Source organism: Pseudoalteromonas sp. G5_S1_14_S5, from assembly GCF_054968605.1.
In genome coordinates, this window is record NZ_JBQKUM010000029.1 from 42,143 (window position 1) to 59,428 (window position 17,286).

At 42.8% G+C, this 17,286-nt stretch carries 17 protein-coding genes; 2 read left to right on the forward strand and 15 right to left on the reverse strand.

The genetic code is table 11. The annotated features are described in order from the left end of the window. Window positions 1-23 precede the first annotated feature (23 nt). From ACTRWI_RS10740 to ACTRWI_RS10785, 10 genes are all read right to left on the reverse strand, one after another. Window positions 24-860, reverse strand: a complete 837-nt coding sequence (locus tag ACTRWI_RS10740; protein ID WP_499131224.1) for a DUF4198 domain-containing protein — start codon at window positions 858-860, stop codon at window positions 24-26. Between the two features lie 97 nt (window positions 861-957). After that, window positions 958-1,479 (reverse strand): DUF2271 domain-containing protein, encoded by a 522-nt coding sequence (locus ACTRWI_RS10745; RefSeq protein ID WP_499131226.1) that lies wholly within the window; start codon window positions 1,477-1,479, stop codon window positions 958-960. Between the two features lie 72 nt (window positions 1,480-1,551). Further along, complete coding sequence (locus ACTRWI_RS10750) at window positions 1,552-2,181, reverse strand: PepSY-associated TM helix domain-containing protein (protein ID WP_171368631.1); 630 nt, start codon at window positions 2,179-2,181, stop codon at window positions 1,552-1,554. A 721-nt stretch (window positions 2,182-2,902) separates the two neighbouring features. Further along, window positions 2,903-4,081, reverse strand: coding sequence for a tetratricopeptide repeat protein (locus ACTRWI_RS10755; RefSeq protein ID WP_499131228.1), 1,179 nt, complete (start codon window positions 4,079-4,081; stop codon window positions 2,903-2,905). Further along, entirely contained in the window at window positions 4,078-4,698 is a 621-nt protein-coding gene (locus ACTRWI_RS10760) for an energy transducer TonB (protein WP_499131229.1), read from the reverse strand. Before ACTRWI_RS10760 ends, ACTRWI_RS10755 begins: the two co-directional genes overlap by 4 nt. Window positions 4,699-4,717: 19 nt before the next feature. Next, window positions 4,718-5,122 carry an ExbD/TolR family protein gene (locus ACTRWI_RS10765; protein ID WP_004739212.1) on the reverse strand — a complete coding sequence of 135 codons (405 nt, stop codon included), beginning with the start codon at window positions 5,120-5,122 and terminating at the stop codon, window positions 4,718-4,720. Further along, entirely contained in the window at window positions 5,119-5,679 is a 561-nt protein-coding gene (locus ACTRWI_RS10770) for a MotA/TolQ/ExbB proton channel family protein (protein ID WP_499131236.1), read from the reverse strand. Before ACTRWI_RS10770 ends, ACTRWI_RS10765 begins: the two co-directional genes overlap by 4 nt. Continuing rightward, the gene (locus ACTRWI_RS10775; RefSeq protein WP_499131238.1) at window positions 5,679-7,055 is read right to left on the reverse strand and encodes a MotA/TolQ/ExbB proton channel family protein; all 1,377 of its coding nucleotides are present in this window, start codon (window positions 7,053-7,055) and stop codon (window positions 5,679-5,681) included. Before ACTRWI_RS10775 ends, ACTRWI_RS10770 begins: the two co-directional genes overlap by 1 nt. After that, a complete protein-coding gene (locus tag ACTRWI_RS10780) occupies window positions 7,055-7,822 on the reverse strand; it encodes a DUF3450 domain-containing protein (protein ID WP_499131240.1) in 768 nt (255 codons plus the stop codon). The genes ACTRWI_RS10775 and ACTRWI_RS10780 overlap by 1 nt, the downstream gene beginning before the upstream one ends. Before the next feature lie 178 nt (window positions 7,823-8,000). Beyond that, window positions 8,001-10,133 carry a TonB-dependent siderophore receptor gene (locus ACTRWI_RS10785; RefSeq protein ID WP_499131241.1) on the reverse strand — a complete coding sequence of 711 codons (2,133 nt, stop codon included), beginning with the start codon at window positions 10,131-10,133 and terminating at the stop codon, window positions 8,001-8,003. Window positions 10,134-10,638: 505 nt separating this feature from the next. Between ACTRWI_RS10785 and ACTRWI_RS10790 the strand changes: the two genes are divergently transcribed. Then, window positions 10,639-11,943, forward strand: a complete 1,305-nt coding sequence (locus ACTRWI_RS10790) for a dicarboxylate/amino acid:cation symporter (RefSeq protein WP_499131242.1) — start codon at window positions 10,639-10,641, stop codon at window positions 11,941-11,943. 158 nt (window positions 11,944-12,101) lie between these two features. Here ACTRWI_RS10790 and ACTRWI_RS10795 read toward each other — a convergent pair whose 3' ends face one another. From ACTRWI_RS10795 to ACTRWI_RS10805, 3 genes are all read right to left on the reverse strand, one after another. Beyond that, window positions 12,102-13,496: a sensor histidine kinase gene (locus ACTRWI_RS10795; protein ID WP_499131244.1), complete on the reverse strand. Its 1,395-nt coding sequence runs from the start codon at window positions 13,494-13,496 to the stop codon at window positions 12,102-12,104. After that, window positions 13,493-14,158 (reverse strand): response regulator transcription factor, encoded by a 666-nt coding sequence (locus ACTRWI_RS10800; protein ID WP_499131245.1) that lies wholly within the window; start codon window positions 14,156-14,158, stop codon window positions 13,493-13,495. Before ACTRWI_RS10800 ends, ACTRWI_RS10795 begins: the two co-directional genes overlap by 4 nt. Before the next feature lie 79 nt (window positions 14,159-14,237). Beyond that, window positions 14,238-14,711: a LabA-like NYN domain-containing protein gene (locus ACTRWI_RS10805; RefSeq protein WP_499131246.1), complete on the reverse strand. Its 474-nt coding sequence runs from the start codon at window positions 14,709-14,711 to the stop codon at window positions 14,238-14,240. A 371-nt stretch (window positions 14,712-15,082) separates the two neighbouring features. Between ACTRWI_RS10805 and ACTRWI_RS10810 the strand changes: the two genes are divergently transcribed. Next, window positions 15,083-15,499 (forward strand): DUF4174 domain-containing protein, encoded by a 417-nt coding sequence (locus tag ACTRWI_RS10810; protein WP_499131248.1) that lies wholly within the window; start codon window positions 15,083-15,085, stop codon window positions 15,497-15,499. 31 nt (window positions 15,500-15,530) lie between these two features. Here ACTRWI_RS10810 and cobA read toward each other — a convergent pair whose 3' ends face one another. Together cobA and ACTRWI_RS10820 are read right to left on the reverse strand one after the other, a co-directional pair. After that, the gene (gene cobA / locus ACTRWI_RS10815; RefSeq protein ID WP_499131250.1) at window positions 15,531-16,301 is read right to left on the reverse strand and encodes a uroporphyrinogen-III C-methyltransferase; all 771 of its coding nucleotides are present in this window, start codon (window positions 16,299-16,301) and stop codon (window positions 15,531-15,533) included. A gap of 328 nt (window positions 16,302-16,629) precedes the next feature. Then, on the reverse strand, window positions 16,630-17,058 hold the full coding sequence (locus ACTRWI_RS10820; RefSeq protein WP_499131252.1) for a formate/nitrite transporter family protein: 429 nt from the start codon (window positions 17,056-17,058) through the stop codon (window positions 16,630-16,632). Between the last annotated feature and the right edge of the window lie 228 nt (window positions 17,059-17,286).

The window sequence follows — 17,286 nt, forward strand, 5'->3', positions numbered from 1 at the left end:
GGGGTCTAGCCCGATATCACAGACTATTGAAGTAGTGTTTCGAACGTTAGGTGAACGTTGGCACTCGCTTTGTCCGCCAGTGGGTTGTCAATCAACTCACCTTTGTAGTTCGCCTTCATTACGTAACGACCCGCTACGTCTGGAGTAAACGTGATTTTACCATTCTCATCGCTCACCACGTCAATCTGCTCTTGGTGGTTGCGGTAAAGTGTGCCTTCACGAGTGATTTCCGCTGTAACACCTTTCTGAACTTCACCGTTGTAGAAGAACTGGAATGTTACTTGTTCGCCTTCAATGATGTCTGAAGGGTGTGTAATAGGCTTCATTTCAAGTAGCTTACCTTCAATTTTGAAAACTGAATCTGATGGCTTACCTACTGTGATGTAGCTTTCAGCACGTGTGAAACTGATTTGTGTTACCACGTCACGTGCTTTTTCTGGTAGCACTGAATCGCGCTCAGCTTTGTTTGCCTTAACCCACTTAACCGTGTCACGACGACCCGCTTTATACTGTGTGTAGTAAGACGGATAGTTGTTGATAGCCACTTTGTGCGTACCTTCTTCTTCAAAGTAGAAGTCGAAGATTGAACGACGCTTACCACGAATCACAAAGTTAGGGCGTTCACTGCGGCCATCTGGCATGATGACATGAGCATTTTCGCTACCAGCAGGCTTATCAAACACAAACGTACCGTGAGACGCCGTTACGTCGAACGTTAGCCAATCACCACCTTCTTTAGATACAGTGAAGTGAGATGGCAAAATCCAACGTGGGTGAGCTTGTGCTGTTGTCGTTGCTGCTAAGCCAAATGCCATAACACCCGCTAGTGCAAGCGCCTTAATTTTTGTCTGTTTCATCATGTTTGGTTCCATTATTTATAATTGTTAGCCGTGCCGCTCTATCTGAGCCTACGATGACGACTTTCTATTCTGTTCAGTATGCTTTTACTGTTCGCACTTACTTTTTAGCGATGTAGTTCAAGGTGATTTCACCCGTCTCTTCTGTTGCTTTTAATGCGTAAGATGCGTTTGAATCCGTAAGAGATACTTTTTGGCGAAGGTAGTTACGACCACCATGTTCACGAACCACTTCGATATGAACCGTATACTCACCTTGTTCAAGCGTTTCACCGCTGTCGCTCTTTCCATCCCAAACAAAACGGTATTGACCCGCAGGACGTGTCGCAGACGTCACCGCATCAACCAATTCACGATCGTAACGGCCAACTTTTCTCCACCAGCTACGTAGGTCTTTAAGCCACTCGTCTTTACCAACCCAAAGCTCGACCGTTTTGACAGGCTTTCTTTCGCTGTTCTCTACCCACACCGCCACATAAGGGCGTGCATACATTGAGGTATCAATTTTTGGAAGTTCAAAACTCACATCCAGCTTTGCCGTTTCAGGGATCGCTTGTGCCATACCAAGGCTTGGGAAAAGAGATAAAGCAAGCAGCGCTTTACTCCAGTTCATTTTTTTCATGTTTAACAACCTTTTAAATCCGTTTAACCCTAAGTTCACTCTTCAATATGAATCATCAATCGAATCAGATAATTAAGGCACGGCGACAAAATAGATAACTAATGAGATCGCAGACCCAAACACCGTCCATTTGATGGAGGTATTGAGTGTCTTTTTCTTAGGTAACAGTAAGCAGACGCCAGTAAGCACAAAGAAGATCATCAATAGCGCTGTGATATCGATAAACCACTTCCAAACTTCACCACTGTTACGCCCTTTATGAAGGTCATTCAGCAGTGCGATAACACCGTAATTAGTTGTCTCGACTTCGACAATTTCAGACGTGACATCAACGAAAACGGAAGCGTTATAGCCCGGGCCTTTGAAGTCCATAGACACTTCGCCAAGGAGCAGCTCACCGTCTTCGATCTCTGCGTAAATGTCCAAACCTGAGGGAACGCCAGACAAGTTCGCTTCTTCAAACAGAAACGTTTCGAAAGCCGTTTGATCGGCTTTCAATCGACCGTCTTGAATGGTGAACAAGCTCGTAGGAAGTGTCAGTGTAGAGCGTTGGATATTTGGCTGGCTTGATTCAAATAGCTCAGGTCGGTTCAGGGTGATACCTGTCACTGAGAAAAAAAGAACTACAAACAGGAGCGCCATAGAAATATAAACATGAAGTCGACGAGCCCATGACTGAACTGCCCTACTTTTTAACGACATACAAACCATTACCTATAAATTTTATGGCGATAATTTAGTTGATAATCATTCGTATTGGCATTCAATTTACATTGTTTACGTTTTCCGAGACACGCTGGGAAATTTACATATCATTACACACGATATAATCGAACTGGATGCATATTCTTGCTAACGTGTACACAGCAGCATTAATCACGCAGTATGCTCAAATACTGAAGCCTCGCTCTTATATTTAGACCTAGTGAGTGATGGCTGTTGTGGCTTTAAAGGATAAAGTTTAGGAAATTCTTGAATGAAGCAAACAAGCTAAAAGGAAATGCGTATTATCATATTGACTTTAGCTGTGCTAATTTCAGCATGTTTAAGTCAGATAGCCAGTACGGAAGAGCAAATCCAACAATACATTGGCTCAAACATAACTGATGTGCAGGAACGTATCTAACAGAACGTTCACGTCCTATCAGTTTTTGGGAGTCCCGAAACATGCTTGGGTTGAGACCCAAAATGCACTAGACAATGGTTACACCTTGCATGCGTTTAAAAACCCGTTTCGAGACTGCACCATTAACTGGGTGGTTAATGCGAGTGTCGTAATTGAAAGTGGCTCACCAAGCGGGACGATGTGCAGCCCATAATGCATCCCTCTACTCTTTAGCTCTATTGCTTTTCACGTAGTCTAAAAAATAAAAAGGTGTCACTTGAACAATCAAATGACACCTTTTGTTAGAGCTTTAAGCTATCAGACATTGCCGTTGTCGCTGACCGTTCTTAGTTGAGTCAAAAACTTAATCCAACCTTTCGCTTCGGAGGAAGGTTCAATGTTATCCGCGCGTTTCGCTTGAACCAGTGCATTATTCAGGTTCTTGAGCTTGTACCATGAACGTACTTTCGCTAAAGCAACATCGGCTTGTTTGTTTTTGTCTTTCACTTTATCTAGAACAACTAGTGCTCTGTCGTAGTATCCTTGTTGAACAAGCAGTTGAGCCACATTCCAATGGTATTGACTGTCCTTTTTAGATGCTAGTGTCCAAACATCAATCGCGTTGTCCCACTCTTTAGCTAGCTGCCAGTATGTAGCTTGCTCAGCCAAAAGCTTAACATCACTGTTCGCGTCATCTAGCTTAGCGATCTCTTGAGCTGCGCGCTCTGGAATGCCTTGTTTTGCGTACAACTGAGCAAGAAGTCGACGGTCCGAGTCTTTCAACTCAACACCATGTAGATCTGCTAACGCCAATGTATTCAAAGCATCTCTGCTGCGCTCTAACTGTAGCTGAATACCAACAAGCTGACGCCACCAATTATCTTTCTCAGGTTGGAGTTCGATAAGACTCTCCAACGTTGGAATGGATTGCTTCCACTGCTTTAACTGCAGCTGTGCACCCAGCTTTAGCGATAATGGCGATAGCTGTGGCTTAGAATTGAACTTGTCGTGATTACCAATGGCCACCAGCACTTTTGACCAGTTTTCGATTTGGTATTCCGCTTGTGCAATTCGCATCCAAAGCACATCTTTCTTTTCTGTCTCTGGCGCCGTTTTTACTAGCTCATAGTAATATGGTAGCGCATTTGTGAACTGCTGATCATTTAATAGAAGATCAGCAAGCATGCGTTTGGTCACCCATGCTTGCTCATCCACAAGCAAGTTAGTGTCGACCGCGTACGTCAGCTGCTTAATAGCGGCTTCCGTTTTACCGTCTTGCCAATAGTAAACACCCAGCATACGAGCCACATAAGCTTTGTCGTAGCCTTTAGATAGCTCTAGATTAGCGAGAACATCAATCGCCTGCTTTACCTTTTCTTCTTGAGCAAGGTTATGTGCTTTTTGAACACGAATAGCAGTATATTGAGACAGCTCTTGTGCCTGCGTTGTGAAGGGCAATAACAATAAGCCCACTAATATCCATATCTGTTTCATCATTTTGCCAACTTAAACTCTAGTTTCACTGTTTGACCAACTTGAGCTATCGCTTTTCCATCGACAACTTTTGGTTGGTACTTCCAGTTTTTAAGTGCTCTCATCGCTTCACGTTCAAACATACGACGCGGGTTTGCATCAGTAACTTTAATATCGACAGGCCGCCCCGTTTCATCAATCGTAAACGACATAATAACGAAGCCTTCAGCACCACGTTTGAGTGCTTTGGCTGGATAACGAGGTTCCACTCGATAAAGCGGCATCGCCTGTTGGTTTGATCCAAAGTCAGAAAATGTTGGTGCATTAATCGCTAAACCATCAATGGATGTATTCAAATCCAATGAAGGTAATGAAGACATCGAGTTCAGAGGCGTTACTTCAGCTTGTGACTGAGACGTCTGCGCTTCCGGTGGCGGCTCTGGCATTTCTGGTTTTTCAGGGACAGCACGTTGTCTTCTTTGAACTTCTTGTTCCTGTTCCACCATCACCATGTTGAAACTTAACGTCTCAGTCTCATCTGGTGAACGTTGGTGACCATTGTCGACCATCCAAGCCATGAAAGAAAAAAGTGCTAAGCCCAGTGCGCCCGCTAACGGTAAAGCAAGAAATAGGCGAATCATTTATAAAGATCCTCCAAGATCATCGCTTATCAGCAGCAAGTGCAATGTTTTTAACACCCGCACCTTTAGCAGCATCCATCACTTTTACAACAGTACCATTGTATGCGTGTTCATCAGCTTGGATAACCAAAGAAGCATCCGGTTGTTCTAGTAATAAATGCTCTAGCGTCGCTTGAACGCGTTCAACATCAACGACACGTTTATCAATAAAGATGTCGTTAGCAGAAGTAATCGCAACAAAGATGCCCGCATCCTTTTGGCTTACTACGTTAGAAGCTTGTGGGCGATTAACTTCAACCCCTGATTCACGAACAAATGAACTGGTCACAATAAAGAAAATAAGCATGATAAATACGATATCAAGCATCGAAGTTAGGTCTATTTGAGCCTCTTCGTTTTTAGAATGACGTCGACCGAGTCTCATCGTTGACTCCTTAAAGATTTTTCTAATTTCAATTCTAAGCGGTTGCACACTTTGGCTAATCTAGCGTGTACGAACATACCCGCCAAGGCTGCTACCATACCCGCCATGGTTGGCAGTGTTGCCAACGAAATGCCTGAAGCCATTAATTTAGGGTCACTACTGCCTTGTGTCGCCATGACATCAAAGACAGAAATCATACCAGTTACGGTACCTAACAAGCCCAACATCGGACAGATAGCCACTAATAGCTTAATAAAGTTCAAGTTTTGGTTAAGCAAGATACTGGCCTGACCTAACCAACCTTCACGAATGGCCCTGGCATGCCAAGAAGAATGATCTTCTCTTTCATGCCACTTTGCTATCCAAGCTTGGCGCTGCTTAGGAAAATAGAACGCGAGATATAACACACGCTCTACCACAAGCACCCAATACACTAGGACAACAGCCGCTAGCCACCACAAGACGAAACCGCCCTGCTCCATAAAGCTTGATAAAGACAGCAGCCAGTCACTCGTTAACCAACTCGCTGGTAATAGAGAACCCGACAAAATATCCATTACGCAGCAGTCCCAACTGGTGACACAACAGCACTCGATTCAGTTGTCTTTTCAGCCTGCTCAGCAACAAGACCAATACCTTGCTTCTCAAGGATATTGCGAATGTTTTCTGCTTGAGTGCTAAGAATGTTGTGTGCCAATAGAAGAGGCATTGCAGCAACAAGACCAAGTACGGTTGTTACAAGCGCCATCGAAATACCGCCCGCCATTACTTTCGGGTCGCCGTTACCAAACTGTGTGATCACTTGGAACGTTTCGATCATACCCGTTACTGTACCGAGAAGGCCTAACATTGGTGCTAGCGCTGCCAATAACTTAAGCATTGATAGACCTTTCTCTAAGTGAGTTTGTTCATCAACAACCGCTTCTAGTAAACGTAACTCTAACGCTTCAACCGTTTGGTTTTGCTCTTTGTTGTACACGGCAAGAACACGACCTAGTGGGTTATCGCCCGCTTGCTCAGGGTTCTTAAGTTGCGCACGAATTTTCTGACGAGCAATTGATAGAGACACGCCACGAACCAATGCGATAATTAAACCAATAGCCAGTAAGCCAAGAATCACTTTACCAACTACACCACCCGCTTGAAGGCGATCAGATAGACTAGGTGTTAGCGCCAACTGCTCCAACATGAATCCACGTGAAGGATCGACAACAATACTTGCTACTTCACCATTTGCCAGTGAAGAAAGTGATGTTAGCGTTGGACCATTTTCTGGCTGCTTAAGGTATGCGATTGCGTCTTCACGTTGAGTGTTCCAACTAACGTAACCTTGATCTGTCACTAGGCCAATCGAGCCCAAGCGATAAGCATCAACATTTTGAGTATTACCTTCACCATTAATGAAAGCAATTTGAGATTTGCTAAGCTCAGAGCTCGCTTGAATCTGCTCTACCATACTCATCCACAAGCCAGAAAGCTGAGGCATTGATGGTAATGATTTCGCATCGATAATTTGTTCAACGGTCGCTGTATACTCAGCGCGATCAACACTGTTTACAGTAGAGCTAAGCTCTGCGCCCAGTTCTTTCGCGTTTTGACGAACAACACCGAATAGCTCACCAAGGCTACCTGTTTCTAGACGAAGTTTTTCTTCTAAGCGAGCCAACTTATTTTCGTTATCGCTAAACGTTTGAGTAAGCACGTCTGTTGCGTTTTGAACTGATGTACGTTTCGCTTCAAGTTGCGCTTTAATCGCTCTTAGTTCTTGTTCAGTTTTCTTGAAGCCAGATTCACGAGCAACGTTGTGAGACGCTTGTGCTCGATTTTCTGACTTCGCTTTGTTCACTAACTGAGCCGTTGAATCAGAAGCAGAGAAAGCAGAAAAGGAAATAGACGTGATACAAAGCAATGCTGCTAATGGCTTTAAGTTCATTACTTAACCTCCGCAACAGTTAAAGAAACAGGTAAAGTAATCAAGCTTGGAGCCGCTTGTTGGCTAGCAATATCGTACGCTTTATCGAGCTCAGACTTCATCGAAGAATCAACTTCTTGCCATTGAGCTGCTGTTTGATTCCAAGCCCAGTATTGGCTGCCATTTAAGTTACGAGCAACTAAAGAAATGCGTCCTAAGTACAGTACGTCTGCTTCAATCGTTTTATCACTCGCCAGTTCTACGCGACCTTGGTATGCACCAAGCTTAATGCCGTAGTCCATCTCAATTTGGTAAGCCTCTAGAATACGACGATATTTCTCAGCATCACTTACGTCTGCACGAGTCATCATTGCTTGAAGCTTTTCAACTCTCTCTAGACGCTGCTCTTTCTTAATCGGCACGTCTTTTTCTACCAGCTGTTGCAGGCCATCGATCATTTGATACATCAAAGGCACGACACCTTGGCGTGTGTATTTAATTTCTTCGATCTGCCCTTCAATGCTTTGAGCTTCTTGATTTTGGCTTTCAACCAGAGCAGCAAGGTGATCATGATAAATTTCTAAGTTTTTGACTTCTTCTTGAAGACGCTCAATTTCAGCTTGCAGCATGAGTGTTGCTTGTGAGCTTTTATCAATAACCTTTTGGCTCGAAGCCGACGCGTTATTGGTCTTGTTTTGAATTGATTGAGCTTGATCTAAGCTGTTTGCCATCGAAGACGTTGCAACCAAACTGATCGCAAGTGCTAGGCTAGTTTTTAAAAGATTCATAATTGTAGTCATTTACTGTAGAAGAAGTTCAAATGAATTTTATTGATAAGCAGTCTCATTATCATTAAAAATCATTCGCATTACTAGGGATATTTTTACTAAATAGCAGAATCACGAAAGGGGAAAGCCAAAACCTTCCCCTTAGTATTTAGATTATTAATAGCACCCTACCAACAAATTAGTATTTCACCTGTAAAGTCGCCATGTAGTTACGGCCTTCACCAACTACTACACCACGTGTGCTACCGCCTTCTAGGTAGTCAGTATCAAATAAGTTCTCTACATTGAAGCGAGCAACAAAATCTAAGTTCTCGTCATATTTGATAGTATGTGCAATGCCCATATCTACACGAGTATATGCGTCTTTCTTAAATGTGTTAGAGCTTTCTGTGTAACGCTCACCGACGTGGTATACACCTAGGTTTACGTCAGTACCGTTGTTAAATGCATAAGTAGACCAGATGCTTGCCGTGAACTCTGGCACGTCGGCCGGTGTCTTGCCTTCTCGCTCTGGATCATTCTTATATTCTGCATCAAGGAACATTGTAGATGCACTTAGAGACAACGCATTAGTTAGGTAGCCAGTTGCAGATAGTTCAACACCAGTATGAACCTGTTCTCCAACTTGAGAAGTACGTGTTTCTTTTCCGTTATTAGCGTTAGGATCTACGTCTTCTGTCACTTGAATATTTGATTGAGTGATTTGGAACACTGCACCAGAAACAAGTAGACGCTCATCAAACAATTCCCACTTTGTACCAACTTCATACAAAGTACCTTTCTTAGCGTCTTGCGATTGACCAAAGTTCACATCGTCTTGGTCAGTAATTTCACCAACTGGTTCAAAGCTTTCTGAATATACTGTGTATATCGAGCCATTCGATACCGGTGAGTAAATTACACCGAGCTTAGGAAGAACATTGTTAAAACTCTCTTCTTTACCTTTGCTGCTAATAGTTTTGTCGTACGCAAAACGTGCACCTGCAAGAACTTGCCATTGTTCATTGAACGTTACTAAATCTTGTAGATAGAAGCCATAATGCTTACTTTCTGAATGAGATAGCGCATCATCATTGTGATAGCTGATATCAGAAGGCATATCAAAACCGTTGCCACAAGCTTTTACCGCTTCCGCTTCAGTAGCGCTTAAACATGCATAATCAGAAGAGTAAAGCTGCTTGTAATCGTAATGTAGGCCGTTTGCACCAATTAGCATTCGGTGATTAACGCCAAACGCATCAAAGTCACCAGTAAAATCTAGGTAAGCAGTATCGAAAGTCCATTCATCGTGACGGTCAGATACTTTGTAACCGTAACCAGTAATATTACCGCTTCTATCTTTTTGCGAATCTACACCGTTATCAGATTCAGTACGTCGGCGCTCATAGAACTGACGGCTGATACCTGTTTTAACTGACCATGTTTCATTTAGGTTTGCAGCAATTACAGCACCGTAATTCGCAACGTCATTGTCTGTTTGAGCAAAACGTTGGTCATTGACCGTATCTGGATTGATCGCTTTGCCTGTGGCAGTATCGATCTTCGAGCCATTATCTAAATCACCCAATTCTTGAGTGCGATCGTAGTGCATAGAAAGCATCACATCTTCATTGATATCGTAATCAACGAATAGGCCCCCAACAAAACGGTCTGTTTCAACATCTGTGCCATCAAAGCGTGTGCGGTAAGAGTCTTGATTTTCTTGAGAGACGATAGCTCGTGCTCTCAACGTTTGAGCTTCGTTTAAAGAGCCGCTCACATCTGCAACTGTACGAGTGTAGTTATCTGAACCAATATCTTGGCTAACAGACACTTGTGTCTCATAAGTTGGCTTTTTAGATACCATGTTTACTAAGCCACCCGGTGTTGATTCACCATAAAGGAGGCCAGCAGGTCCTTTCAACACTTCTACACGCTCTAAAAGTTCGATAGGTTGACGATAATGAGACCAATGTTGAACACCGTCACGTAGGTAGCTTGAACCACTATCTAGTTCGAAACCACGTAGATTGAAACGTTCACGGTTTGTAGATTTTGAACCCGCGGAAATAGATGCATCGTTCTTTAGAACTTCACCAAGAGTTGATGCACGCTGTTCATCGATAATTTGTTCATCGATTACTGAAACTTGTCCCGGAGTCTCTAATTGAGTCGCCTCCATGCGCATTGCTGTTGTATTCGTGTCGGCTTTGTAACCGTAGTCACGACCTTCAACAACCATGTGCTCGTCTGTTTTTGCTGTTTCTGCCAATACTGCTGGTGAAGCTAATACTGCGCCGATCACTAAAGCCAATGGGCTCTTTGAAAACATGTCCTTTACTCCGCTTTTATTCTTTTTGTACGAGCACTTTGAATAATTATTTGATGTGCTCGCAGAACCGTTACCGGTATCACTGAATCTTTTCGCGAGAGAATATAAGTGATAACTATTACCATTTGCATTGAATTTACATTCTTTGCATTCGTAAAGTTTTGAAAGGTCTTGGTAAGCGTATTGATTAGATGTAACAGAACCTGATTCAATACATATACTTAGAAGTGCTTTTGTTCGGGTCCCCCACCACCACCGTTAAAAATTTTATCTTCTCTTATTTATTAGCTTTGATTTCGCGTTTTTATGTATAAAAGCCTCGATAGATGTTAATTAATAGTGAATTTCTTTATTTAAATTTGTTTAATTCATACGGTTATCAGTGATTTTGATCACATCTATAATTCCAAACTCATTTTTTGTTTTTCGATTTGATTATCCGACTGCTAATCTCCTGCTCACTTTGAAAAGGTATCAAAGTTATAAATAATAAGGAGTGTTCTAAATGAATACCAAAAAACCTATGTCTCTGACTGGCCGAGTAATTCTTGGTATGGTCGCAGGTATATTAACGGGATTTGCCATTCAATCCCTTTTTTCAGAAAGTGGATTTGTTAACAACTACATCGTTAATGGATTCTTTGAAGTAGGCGGACAAATTTTTGTCGCCAGTTTAAAAATGCTTGTTGTCCCTCTAGTCTTCGTGTCGCTAGTGTGTGGTACAAGTTCCCTTAAAGACTTATCAACTCTTGGTCGTATGGGTGGCAAAACGCTTGCACTTTATATCGGTACTACAGCCGTTGCTATCACTCTAGCATTGACGATCGGTAACCTGTTCCAACCAGGTGCTGGTGCGGATCTGGCTGCTGCGAGCTCTTTCAAATCAGCGGATGCCCCCTCTTTGGGCCAAGTCATCATCAATATGTTCCCAACCAACCCTATCCAGGCGATGGCTGAGGGCAAAACACTACAAGTGATCGTATTTGCTGTGCTATTCGGTATCGCGATTAGTGCTGCTGGTAAACCAGGTGAACGTATTGCTGCTGTATTTGCAGACCTAAACGAAGTGATCATGAAGCTTGTTGCTCTACTGATGAACCTTGCTCCTTTTGGCGTCTTCTTCCTAATGGCAAGACTTTTCTCTGGTTTAGGTTTGGACGCAATTTGGAGCTTAGCAGAATACTTCCTTGTACTTGCAGGCACTCTCCTATTGCATGGTTTAGTGACTTACAGTGCAATGCTTAAAGGGTTCACTGGCCTTAGCCCTATTACGTTCCTGCGTAAGATGGAAGATGCGATCATGTTTGCGTTCTCAACGGCCTCTTCAAACGCAACGATTCCTGTAACAATGGAAACCGCTAAGAACCGCATGGGTGTAGACAACAAAGTTGCTTCATTCACTGTACCACTGGGTGCAACAGTGAACATGGACGGTACTGCAATAATGCAAGGTGTTGCAACTGCGTTTATCGCACAAGCATACAACATCGACCTTACTATGGGCGATTACCTAATGGTTATCCTAACAGCGACATTGGCGTCTGTTGGTACTGCAGGTGTTCCCGGTGTTGGTCTGGTTATGCTGGCGATGGTATTGAACCAAGTCGGCCTACCGCTAGAAGGTATCGCTCTAATCATGGGGGTTGACCGTCTTCTAGACATGATCCGTACCGCTGTAAACATCACAGGTGATAGTGCCGTATCTATCATCGTTGCTAAGTCTGAAGGCGCTCTTGATGAGTCTCGCTTCAACGACCCTACAGCAGGTGAGAAAGAAGAAGAAGTTAAGCTATCACGCCAAGAAGCGTAATCTTGCAACCAAGCTTCAAGCTATGGCGTAATTAATGGCTTACGCTTTAGCTATAAACACAAAAAACGCCACAGCATTTACTGTGGCGTTTTTTATGGGGTTTGGGTATCAACCATTAATATCAATACTAAAGCCTCAATATAACCGGAACTGCAAGGTCAATTAACGGGCTCACAAATTGGGAACATTAGATTCACTCTCAGTCCCCCATTTTCTCTATTCTCCGCCGTCACATGACCATTCATAACAACCATTGCCTCTTTAACGATGGCAAGGCCTAGGCCGTAGCCGCCAGACTGCTTGTCTCTAGCGGTTTCAATACGAGTAAAAGGATCAAAGATACCTGCAATTTGGGTATCAGGAATTCCTTCTCCATCATCTTCTACAGAAATGACACTGTAACGCTGATCAACAGTCTTTTCATACGTCGTGACCGAGATATGTGCATGCTCACCTGCATACTTAATCGCATTGCCAACCAAATTCCCGATTACTCTTAAAAGCAACCGCTCATCAATGTTCACCATCGAGGTCGGAGTCTCTAAATCCCCCACTAATGTTTGATTAGGCTTTAAATCATTTTGCATTTGCGCTACAAGCATTGAGCAATATTGCTCTAGCTGCATCAAGCTAAGCTTGGAATCGTAGCGAGAGGTTTCTAAGCGACTAAACTCGAGGATTTCGCCCACAAGTTTGTTCATCTCTTCGGTTTCACTTTCCATACGAACAAGCAGCCCAGCACTCCTGTCATCTACCTCATTACGTAATAAGTGCAGAGCGAGGTTTTGCCTTGCTAAAGGGGTTCTCAGCTCATGTGAGACATCTCTTATCAAGCGGCGTTGCTTCTCTGCCAGTGATTTAATCTCAAATGTCATATGATCAAAATCCACCGCGAGCTCATTGAACTCTCGTGTGTTTGATTTTAATTCAGAGACGACTTGCACTGAGAAATCACCTTCAGCTAAACGTCGACTCGCCTCTCTCAAGCGATCTAAAGGTTGTTGAAGCCTTCTTGCCATAATTAAAGAGAACAAAGAAAGGATCATGAAAGCGATGAATGCCTTCATCAATGACGAATACAAGCCAAACGAATTTGCGGGATGGAATCGGTGCGGTAATTGGATAACTAAGCTATTACCGCTTTCTAGGGGTAGACCAAAAATTGGCCGATTAACAACGGCATCCAATTGATGATCCAACGTTCTCAAGAAACGTAACTTGAACTCAAAATGAGGGTGCATGTGCCGATGTGTCAGAGGATGATTATTTTTGTCTAAAACAAACAAATAGTACTGTTGAGCATTGGCCCAGTCAGCCAATTCATCCATATCGCCATCTTCGATTAACACATCGGCTTGATACGCGAGATCCAACATTTCTTGCTTAACAGAATCAGGCACCTTAAGTAGTGCCTTCATCAACGCCTTTTCGGCAACCGCTTGAAAAATAAATATACTGACAAGGATGATCGTCAGATATGAGAAAAGTTGGAACGTTAATCCATCTTTACGTTTGGCAATGAAGTCGGGGCAACGTATTAGTTTGGTACTCATGTTCCAACCGACTCTAAGTAACTATATCCTTTACCACGAACCGTTTTAATATGCTGTTTAGACAACCCTGCCTGTACTAACTTACGACGGATATTACTGATGTGCATGTCTAAATTGCGATCAAAGGGACACAGCTCTTTCTTTAAGACATGTATTTGTAAGTCAGACTTAGATACAACAATGCCGTCATTCTTAATCAAATAATCAAGCAGATCTTTTTCTGTACCAGTTAGGGGTAAACGAGAAATCTGTTCACACAAACCATGGTTAGATGAAGCTAGAGACTGTCTCTGACGCTCAAATCCAACTCGACGTAAGATAACCTTGATACGAGTCAGTAGCTCAGGAACATTGAAAGGTTTAGCGATGTATTGATCGGCTCCAGCTTGATAACCATCAAGCATCGATGCATCGTCATTGAGTGCCGTTAGCATCAAGATAGGCGTAGCAAATCGCTGACAGATGCGCCTTGCAACTTGAATACCGCTGAGGTTAGGCAGCATCACATCAAGTAACACTAAATCAACAAGATTGGATTGGATAAACTCTAGTGCAGCCTCACCACAATGAACGGTATCAACGTGATACCCCTCATTCTCTAGAACTTCACCCAATAATTCACACAACTGAATATCATCATCAACAACTAAAACGCGCGACATCATACAAACCGACAAATAATAATAGTTTGCATTTTAATTATCGTTACTGTTAATTTCAATTATAAATGAGAGATTTCCTCTATAGTAGGAAATCTTTTTCAATCGGAACGAACTTTGACGCAGAATCGATAAGATTTTGAGCAGTAAGCCCGGGTACACCGTACACTTCTACTTTTTTGCCAAAGCGCTGTTTAATTCTTTCCACGAGGATCTCAAAGTCCCCGTCTCCAGAGACTAAAATGATTGTATCCACATTCTCGGCTAGTTCGATGGCATCTAAGGCAATGCCAACATCCCAGTCACCTTTCGCACTGCCATCACGACGCTGAATAAATGGCTTCAATTTCACATCAAAACCCACACCGCGCAGAATATGATGGAATTGACGCTGCTTAGGATCTTGACTAGAAATCGCATACGCATGAGCCGCAACAACACTTCGACCTTCTGTCGCTACATACCAAAATTGGTTGTAGTCAAAATTAGAGCGATATTTGTCTCGTGTTGTGTAGTAAACGTTTTGAACGTCGACCAAAATAGCTATGTTTTCCATAATTCATACCTTTAGATTTTCGGTATACCCTATTCTATTCAACCCTAAAATGCGAGTCGCTTTATCCAATAAATATGAACCTGTTGGTTATGGTTAACGTAAATCTAGGCATGTTTAACATAATCCTAACTATGTCCAATAGATGTTTATCAAACTGGACGATCGTTTTTGACCTTGCTGTCCATTACACAAGTGCTAGCGATTAGAGATACAAGTAAAGCTAACAGGCTACTTAAGGGAGGTTGGCTATGCTACACCGACAAAAACACAAACCGCACGTAAGCTTCGACAACACCGCAAAATCCGCTCTAGCTCCTTCCAATAGTTTGTTAGCTTTACTCTTGCTAATAACTTTCAGCATAGTGTTGATTTTGAGCCTCTCCACTCATTCGGTGTTTGCTTATCCAGCCTACTCCCATTCTCAACCACTGCCTCATCGCAGCGTCATTTACTTCGCACCAGAGGAAGACTCCGTGGTAAAAGAGTTTCTTAATGAAGCGCTGATCAATGACTGCCAGCTAAATGAAAGAGATGTTGTCATAATGGTGATAGTAGAGAGCGGATACACCATTCCCACTTGGCTTGAGGAAGAGTTTAACTTAGAAGCAGTGACTAGCATTTATGAGATTCCCAAAGGCTCTCATACTGCAGTGTTAATTGGCAAAGACGGAAAAGAAAAACATCGTTGGAATGGTAAAACGGATTGGAACCTCATCACCAACATTATTGATGAAATGCCAATGCGCCAACAAGAAATGCAACAACAAAGCAGCCGCTGCAGTATCTGACTCACTGCACGAAAGTTAATTTTTGAATCAATTACTTATTAAACCAATCAAGTTTGTCATGTAGTTGGGCCACACTTCCAACCACAATTAGTGCGGGGCTCATCGCGACACTCGCGAGGTTTGCTAGATCACTCAACCCACCTCGAAACACCTTCTGTTCTTGGCGTGTACCGTTTTCTATAATCGCCACGGGCATATCCGCACGCATACCGTTATCAAGCAGGTTCTTTTGAATATTCGGGCTCTCTTTTAATCCCATATAGAACACGATGGTATGGTTGTGTTGTGCCAGAGATGGCCAATCAATATCTTCACCGTCTTTTTTAAGGTGACCAGTGATAAACTGAACACTTTGAGCGTGGTCGCGATGCGTCAGTGAAATACCCGCATAAGCCGTAGCACCCGCAGCGGCAGTAATACCAGGAATGACTTCAAATTTAACGTCGTTCTCAGCAAGCGTTTCACACTCTTCCCCACCACGCCCGAAGATAAACGAGTCACCACCTTTAAGGCGAACAACGTGCTTGTTTTCCTCAGCTTTAGTGACCAGTAATTGGTTGATCTGGTCTTGTGGAACACAGTGGTGATCGAGCTTTTTCCCCACATACAACATCTCTGCCTCTGGGTTTGCCATCGCCAAGATATCTTTTGATACCAAGCGATCGTAAACCAGTACATCCGCTTGTTGGATGACGCGTGCTGCTTTTAGAGTTAACAGGTCTGGATCACCAGGCCCTGCACCAACCAGTGATACAAATCCATTGCTTTCTTTATTAACATTCGATGGCGATACTTCTGACATACTTTGCTCCGAAAGTTAGCTTGTTATATTTCAAGCTTAATTCTGTTTGATGATTCATCATTCAATGAATCATCAATATCCCTACTTCTTAGACTATCAGTTGTTGCTGTAAAACTTCACGATTAATTCTAATCAAGATAGAAGGTTATATAACAAAACAATCTATTACGTTGGTAAACACTGATATTTGCACCATTCTCGTGCACATGTAGCCCAACTAGGGGGCATTGCTATCTAAGTAGAGTGTGTTGAGATCAAAAAAGCTCCAAATCAAGAGTTTGGGGCTTAACAGACTTTATCAATGACTCATTAACCTAGAGTATTCGAATTACTTAGCGCCTAAAGAAGGAGCTGTTCTAGCGTGAATTAGGAATAGTGAAACCCATGTTAGGAATAAGCCACCAACGATGTTACCTAGGATTGTTGAGATAAGGTTAAAGTTCAACCAAGTCGCGATACCGAAGTCAGCACCAAAAATCGTACTCAGTGGGAATAGGAATATGTTAACTACTGTGTGCTCAAATACTAGTGCGAAGAAGATGAAGATTGGGAACCACATCATTGCTACACGGCCAGATACAGTGCGTGCTGTCATGTTACCAATTCCGCCAAGACAAACCATTAGGTCACAGAAGATGCCGTGTACGAAACACGTGATCCATCCGTCCATACCCATGTTTTCAAAACCTAGGCTACGGCCAGTAGAAACTGCGATGAACTTCTGAGCAACAGCGTTTGGCTCTAGAGAGAAGCCAATAAATAATACTCAGAAATGTTTTCTTACACACGACCATGTCAACTGCTCGACTCGATCGGTATACACCTATATGTAGTGAAAAATCAACAACACGAGATACAAAGATATGGGTTATGAGCTAGAGGTGCCCATTTGATAAACAAAAGACAACGGAATTTAGAAAAGCCGATAGATATGAAACCAGATAGCAAAAAGGCCAGCATTTCTGCTGGCCTTTCAACTTGAATG

What these genes read in the sequence shown, in the direction of transcription:
- ACTRWI_RS10775 (WP_499131238.1), bottom strand. Translation starts at nt 7,055, where the DNA reads ATGAACTTAAAGCCATTAGCAGCATTGCTTTGTATCACGTCTATTTCC.
- ACTRWI_RS10740 (WP_499131224.1), bottom strand. Translation starts at nt 860, where the DNA reads ATGATGAAACAGACAAAAATTAAGGCGCTTGCACTAGCGGGTGTTATG.
- ACTRWI_RS10760 (WP_499131229.1), bottom strand. Translation starts at nt 4,698, where the DNA reads ATGATTCGCCTATTTCTTGCTTTACCGTTAGCGGGCGCACTGGGCTTA.
- ACTRWI_RS10745 (WP_499131226.1), bottom strand. Translation starts at nt 1,479, where the DNA reads ATGAAAAAAATGAACTGGAGTAAAGCGCTGCTTGCTTTATCTCTTTTC.
- ACTRWI_RS10805 (WP_499131246.1), bottom strand. Translation starts at nt 14,711, where the DNA reads ATGGAAAACATAGCTATTTTGGTCGACGTTCAAAACGTTTACTACACA.
- ACTRWI_RS10785 (WP_499131241.1), bottom strand. Translation starts at nt 10,133, where the DNA reads ATGTTTTCAAAGAGCCCATTGGCTTTAGTGATCGGCGCAGTATTAGCT.
- ACTRWI_RS10800 (WP_499131245.1), bottom strand. Translation starts at nt 14,158, where the DNA reads ATGTCGCGCGTTTTAGTTGTTGATGATGATATTCAGTTGTGTGAATTA.
- ACTRWI_RS10795 (WP_499131244.1), bottom strand. Translation starts at nt 13,496, where the DNA reads ATGAGTACCAAACTAATACGTTGCCCCGACTTCATTGCCAAACGTAAA.
- ACTRWI_RS10750 (WP_171368631.1), bottom strand. Translation starts at nt 2,181, where the DNA reads ATGTCGTTAAAAAGTAGGGCAGTTCAGTCATGGGCTCGTCGACTTCAT.
- ACTRWI_RS10780 (WP_499131240.1), bottom strand. Translation starts at nt 7,822, where the DNA reads ATGAATCTTTTAAAAACTAGCCTAGCACTTGCGATCAGTTTGGTTGCA.
- ACTRWI_RS10770 (WP_499131236.1), bottom strand. Translation starts at nt 5,679, where the DNA reads ATGGATATTTTGTCGGGTTCTCTATTACCAGCGAGTTGGTTAACGAGT.
- ACTRWI_RS10755 (WP_499131228.1), bottom strand. Translation starts at nt 4,081, where the DNA reads ATGATGAAACAGATATGGATATTAGTGGGCTTATTGTTATTGCCCTTC.
- cobA (WP_499131250.1), bottom strand. Translation starts at nt 16,301, where the DNA reads ATGTCAGAAGTATCGCCATCGAATGTTAATAAAGAAAGCAATGGATTT.
- ACTRWI_RS10790 (WP_499131242.1), top strand. Translation starts at nt 10,639, where the DNA reads ATGAATACCAAAAAACCTATGTCTCTGACTGGCCGAGTAATTCTTGGT.
- ACTRWI_RS10765 (WP_004739212.1), bottom strand. Translation starts at nt 5,122, where the DNA reads ATGAGACTCGGTCGACGTCATTCTAAAAACGAAGAGGCTCAAATAGAC.